The organism is Sandarakinorhabdus sp., from assembly GCF_041689835.1.
Classification (GTDB): Bacteria; Pseudomonadota; Alphaproteobacteria; order Sphingomonadales; family Sphingomonadaceae; genus Sandarakinorhabdus.
The window spans coordinates 1-4,587 of sequence record NZ_JBDNFM010000177.1; the positions used below are offsets into that span (position 1 = coordinate 1).

The window sequence follows — 4,587 nt, forward strand, 5'->3', positions numbered from 1 at the left end:
CGCCGTTGTCCATATCGAACTGGTGCCGGGCGACCATGTCGAAATCACCGTGGCAGCCAAGGGCGGCGGTTCGGAAAACAAATCCAAGTTTGCCATGCTCAACCCGAGCGATTCCATCCGCGATTGGGTGGTGAACACTGTGCCATTGATGGGCGCCGGCTGGTGCCCGCCCGGCATGCTCGGCATCGGTATCGGCGGAACCGCGGAAAAGGCGATGATCCTGGCCAAGGAAGCCTTGATGGAGCCCATCGACATGGCCGAACTCAAAGCCCGAGGGCCAAAATCGCCAATCGAGGAAATGCGCATTGAGCTGTTCGACGCCGTCAATGATCTTGGCATCGGCGCGCAGGGGCTGGGCGGGCTTTCCACCATCCTCGACGTGAAGATCCTCGATACGCCGACCCACGCCGCATCGAAGCCGGTCGCCATGATCCCCAACTGCGCCGCCACCCGTCACGCGCATTTCACGCTCACCGGCAATGGCCCCGCCTATCTGGAGCCGCCGCGTCTCGAAGACTGGCCGCAGGTGAACTGGACACCGGACAAAGCCTCGATACCGGTCAATCTGGACACACTCACCCCGGCCGACGTGGCGAGCTGGAAGCCGGGCGACCGGCTGCTGTTAAACGGCAAGATGCTCACCGGCCGCGACGCCGCCCACAAGCGCATGACCGAAATGCTGGCGCGCGGCGAGACGCTGCCGGTCGATTTCACCAACCGCGTCATCTATTATGTCGGCCCGGTCGATCCGGTGCGCGATGAAGTGGTTGGCCCCGCCGGCCCCACCACCGCCACCCGCATGGACAAGTTCACCGAAGTGATGCTGGCGCAAACCGGCCTGATCGCCATGATCGGCAAGGCCGAACGCGGCCCCATGGGCATCGAGGCAATCAAGCGCCACAAGGCGGCCTATTTGATGGCCGTGGGCGGCGCCGCCTATCTGGTTGCCAAGGCCATCAAGGCTGCCCGCGTGGTGGCGTTCGAGGATCTTGGCATGGAGGCAATTTATGAGTTTGACGTCAAGGATATGCCAGTAACTGTTGCGGTCGATTCTGAAGGCACCAGCGTCCACCAGACCGGCCCGGCTGATTGGAAGGCCCGCATCGCGGCGGCACGCACACAGCAGCCGGCCTGATTGCCCTTTCGCCGTGATCTCTGTCCGCCCCGTTGCCATCCTGTTCGACATGGATGGGCTACTGCTCAATACTGAGCGGCTGATTCGTAGCGCCATGATCGCAGTGATGGCCGATCTGGGTTTTGTGATGACAAACGCGGACTATGCCGCGCTGATTGGCCGGCCCGAACCGGCGAGCCACGCGATCATGCTGGCACGCTTTGGCACCGGGTTGGACTACACCGCCGTGCGCGACGGGGTGGGGCGCCGCATGACGGCCGACTGGGGGGCGCAGCGGCCGCTGAAAACCGGCGCTGCAGCATTGATCGCCCAGATTGACGCAGCCAACATTCCCCGCGCGCTGGTGACGTCAACCGATGGGGCTGCTGCACGCACCTATCTGCGCGGTGCTGGCCTGCTCGACGGCTTTGCAACAATCATCTCCGGCGACGATGTGACGAACGGCAAGCCCCATCTCGAACCTTATCTGCTGGCCGCACACCGGCTGGGCATTGCGCCGGCTGCGGCGCTGGCGCTGGAAGACAGCCACAACGGCATCATCGCCGCCCATGCAGCCGGGGTGCCGGTGATCATGGTGCCCGATCTGCTGCCGGCCACGCCTGCAATTACCCCGCTGCTGCTCGCGGTGGCTGACGATCTGCATCAGGTTGGCACTTGGCTGGCAGCGGCTGCCTGAGACAATCAGATTTGTTCAGCCTCCGGAAAGCATCTGCGCTTTTAGTTACATCGAGGCAAGGTGAACACCGGGAGAGCGTCGGATGACAGGGATCAGAAGGGTGACCATGCGACCGGGGAGCGCGGCGCTGGTGTTGCTGGGGTTGGTCGCCGGATGCAGCAGCGCACCGCCCACACGCGTCGACGTCATTCGCCCCACCCCGCCGCCGGGACCAGGGCCGGCGCCCGCGATCGAAGGCCCGGCTGCCGCCAATGTCGTCTGGGCCTTGCGCGGCGGGCTTAATGTTGCCGCGCTGCTGTGCAAGGATCAAATTATCACAGCCGGTTACAATCGCATGCTCAAAGTTCATCGCAGCTTGCTGGACGATGTTTACGCCGCCGAGCAGGCACGATACCGCCAACAGTTCGGCAGCGCCGGCATCGCCCGCCATGATGTGGCAATGACCCGGCTTTATAACGGCTTTGCCAGCGTGCCCGATCGCCGCCGCTTCTGCACGGCGGCAACGCGCATTCTGGATGAAGTCCTCGCTGCTGGGTCGGCCGATGTGCCGCGCATGGCGACACGCGCGCTGACCACGCTGGAACCCGGCGCAATGCGGCTGGTCAACAGCGCCGGTTAAACCAGCGCCGCCACGATGGCATCATATGCAGGCATCGTCACAGCCATGTTGCCGCGATTGCCGGCCACCGGATGGCTGCCCAGCCGGGCGATGACGATGCCGGCCGTTTTGTCGATGTAAATGCCCTGGCCGTGCACCCCAAGCGCCATCAATTGGCCGCCAGCGCGGTGCCACCATTGGCTTCCATAGTTGCCGTCCAGATTGCCGGGATACTGGAGCTGGGCAAAGGCGGCGGGGCAGCCGCCCTTGAAGATGCGATCGACCGCAGCCGGCGGCACGATCTGCACCAACTCGTTGCCATCTGGCCAGCGCCCACCCAACCGCATCATCTCGCCAAAGCGCGCAATATCACGCAGCGACGCCATCAGGCCGCCGCCGCCAAAGCCGCCGCCCAGCCGGTCAACGCCGATGGCGGCGTCCTGTTCCATGCCCAGCTTTGACCAATAGCGGTCACGAATCTGCTCGGCCAGGCTTTGCCCGGTCATCCGTTCGATGATCCACTGCAGGGCGGTGGTGTTGGGGGTGCGGTAAACGAAATCGCCGCCGTGGGCTGCATTGCTGCCAAGGCTGGCGGCAAAGGCGTGATGGCCATCGGGGCCGTGATATTCCGCCTGGCGCGGCAGCCAGGCGCCCGCGATGCTCATGCGCTGCACGTCGGTCAATCCGGAATGGCCGGGGACATAATCTTCGGAAAAATCAAGCCCGGTGCGCATGTCAAGGATGTGCCGCACGGTCGCATCGCCGAGGCCGCTAGCCTGAAGTTCAGGGACAAGGCTGGCGGCACTGGCCTGCGGATCGATCCGGCCTTCATCGATCAGCGTTTCATCCAACGTGCCGACAAAGCTTTTCGTTACGGAAAACAGGATATGCTGGGTTTCCGGCGTGGTGACGCCAAACCAGCGTTCATACACCAGCTTGCCGTCTTTCATCACCAGGATGGCATCGGTGTAGGTGGCAGCGAGCGATTCCAGCCAGCTCATGGCGGTGCCGTCCAGCGTGGTCAGCCTCACGTCATCAAGATCGTTCCGCAGCGCGCGCGGCAATTCACTCACGGCGCCGCCGCGCGGAATGCTGGCTGTCGGCACCAGATCGCGCATGTGCGAATAGCTCCAGCGCAGCTGCGGAAACCGCCACATCGAGCCATCGTCCCAGCGCACCTGGCGTTCGGCCGGCACCGGGTGGCCCTGCATCCAGCCCAAGGCGGCGGGATCGGTTTGCGCCGCGCTTTGCTGCCCGTCCTGGGCGTGACCGGAAACATGCGTCGATGCGGCAAGGATCATGGCAACTATGGCGCGGCGCATGGCCCCGCCCTCCCCTGTTGGTATGCTATGGCAAGGATGCTAGGCCACGGCATCATCCCAAGCAAGGAACCGGAACCGATGCGCGCTGCCCTGTTAGCCCTCACGTTGCTGATTGCCGCACCGGCCCCTGTTGCTGCTGCACCCGAAACGCCCGAACAGCGCCTCGCTGCCGCCGGCCTCACGTTGCCGCCGGCCAACGCGCCCATCGGCCTGTATGTGCCGGCCGCGCGCGTGGGCAAATTGCTGTTTCTCGCCGGCCACGGCGAATGCCCGGCCAAGGCCACCGGCAAGCTGGGCGCGACGATGGACGTGGCTGCCGGCAAGGCCAATGCTGCCGGCGTGGCCCTGTGCATGCTGGCCACGTTGAAGGCCGAATTGGGTGAGCTCAGCCGGGTCAAGCGGGTGGTCAAGGTGATGGGGCTGGTGAACTCCACGCCTGATTTCACCCAGCACCCCGAAGTGATGAACGGCTTTTCCGAAGTGATGGTCACGGCTTTTGGTAATGCCGGCAAGGCGCCGCGCGTCGCCGCCGGCGCCGGCAGCCTGCCGCGCGGCTGGCCGGTGGAAGTGGACGCCATTGTCGAGATTAAGTGAGCAAAGTGAAATGAGGCCCGAAACTGACGATCTTCCCGAAATACTGGCCCATGCCTGGAGCCTGCTGGTGCGCGGCGGGGCAGACCGGAAAAGCCCGCTGCACACGCCGGCGGTGTGCAGTGTCGATGCAGATGGCCTGCCGCAGGCCCGGATAATGGTGCTGCGCAAGGCCGATGCCGCTGCCGCAACGCTGCGCTTTCACACCGATTCGCGCAGCCCCAAGGCGGCGCAGCTTGATGGCAAACCAGTTGCGGTGCTGGCC

At 64.6% G+C, this 4,587-nt stretch carries 5 protein-coding genes and 1 pseudogene; 5 read left to right on the forward strand and 1 reads right to left on the reverse strand.

Features of this window, described 5'->3' with window-relative positions; all coding sequences use genetic code 11:
- The 3 genes from ACESL8_RS09445 to ACESL8_RS09455 all read left to right on the forward strand — a co-directional run.
- A partial coding sequence (locus ACESL8_RS09445) for a fumarate hydratase (RefSeq protein ID WP_372918158.1) occupies positions 1 to 1,135 on the forward strand: 1,135 nt, incomplete at its 5' end.
- A gap of 13 nt (positions 1,136 to 1,148) precedes the next feature.
- The gene (locus ACESL8_RS09450; protein ID WP_372918160.1) at positions 1,149 to 1,811 is read left to right on the forward strand and encodes an HAD family hydrolase; all 663 of its coding nucleotides are present in this window, start codon (positions 1,149 to 1,151) and stop codon (positions 1,809 to 1,811) included.
- A 100-nt stretch (positions 1,812 to 1,911) separates the two neighbouring features.
- Positions 1,912 to 2,430: a hypothetical protein gene (locus ACESL8_RS09455; RefSeq protein ID WP_372918162.1), complete on the forward strand. Its 519-nt coding sequence runs from the start codon at positions 1,912 to 1,914 to the stop codon at positions 2,428 to 2,430.
- Here the strand turns inward: ACESL8_RS09455 and ACESL8_RS09460 are convergent.
- Complete coding sequence (locus tag ACESL8_RS09460; RefSeq protein WP_372918164.1) at positions 2,427 to 3,731, reverse strand: serine hydrolase domain-containing protein; 1,305 nt, start codon at positions 3,729 to 3,731, stop codon at positions 2,427 to 2,429. The two genes, ACESL8_RS09455 and ACESL8_RS09460, sit on opposite strands and share 4 nt — an antisense overlap.
- Positions 3,732 to 3,809: 78 nt before the next feature.
- Between ACESL8_RS09460 and ACESL8_RS09465 the strand changes: the two genes are divergently transcribed.
- Both ACESL8_RS09465 and ACESL8_RS09470 read left to right on the forward strand, forming a co-directional pair.
- A complete protein-coding gene (locus ACESL8_RS09465) occupies positions 3,810 to 4,325 on the forward strand; it encodes a RidA family protein (RefSeq protein WP_372918166.1) in 516 nt (171 codons plus the stop codon).
- Between the two features lie 10 nt (positions 4,326 to 4,335).
- Positions 4,336 to 4,587 (forward strand): annotated as a pseudogene (locus ACESL8_RS09470) (hypothetical protein); the annotation flags it as partial.

Bases quoted from the DNA above. Each gene is read 5' to 3' on its own strand.
- ACESL8_RS09460 (WP_372918164.1), bottom strand. From the start codon at position 3,731: ATGCGCCGCGCCATAGTTGCCATGATCCTTGCCGCATCGACGCATGTT.
- ACESL8_RS09465 (WP_372918166.1), top strand. From the start codon at position 3,810: ATGCGCGCTGCCCTGTTAGCCCTCACGTTGCTGATTGCCGCACCGGCC.